Consider the following 631-nt stretch of genomic DNA (forward strand, 5'->3'; position numbering starts at 1 on the left):
GAGGCGATCTCGGCCTCCTGGAGCGACTGCACGCGTGCGACTTCGAGCTGCTCGATGGCGCGGCGACGTTCGATGCGGGCGGCTTCCAGTGCCTGCTCGCGCGAAACGTCCGTGGTCTCGACCTCCTTGCGCGCGACGATCTCGGCCTGCCGGACCTGGCGGTCGGCGTCGATCCGCTCGGACTTCTTGGTGGAGAGCGCGATGACGCGGTCCTCGTCGGCGATCTCGACCGCCCTCTTCTGCTCGATATTGAGCACCTCGCGCTTCTTGGAGGAATTGATGCGCTCGGCTTCGAGCGCCAGATCGACCGTGATGCGCTGGCGCTCGATGGCGTCGCGTCGCTTCAGCTCGGCCGCCTCCAGCACGCCGGTGCGCTCGATTTCGAGCGAACGGGTGTCGCGCTCGGCCTGGATGCGCTCGGCCGCAACCGTCTTCTCCTGGGCGATGCGGGCCGCCTCGATCGCCTCGCGGGAGGCGATGTCGGCTTCCTCGACGGCCCGGTTGCGGGCAATTTCCAGCGACCGCACGCGCTCCTCCTGTGCGATGCGGCTGGCCTCGGTGGCTTCGCGCGCGGCGATGCCGGCGACATCAAGCGCCTGGTTGCGCTCGATCTCGAGCTGCCGGGTGTTCT

1 pseudogene is annotated in these 631 nt (G+C 68.8%); it reads right to left on the reverse strand.

The annotated features are described in order from the left end of the window. Positions 1–631: pseudogene (locus tag MOV74_RS39835) on the reverse strand (flotillin family protein); the annotation flags it as partial.

The organism is Bradyrhizobium sp. SHOUNA76 (assembly GCF_023006445.1).
Lineage (GTDB): Bacteria > Pseudomonadota > Alphaproteobacteria > Rhizobiales > Xanthobacteraceae > Bradyrhizobium.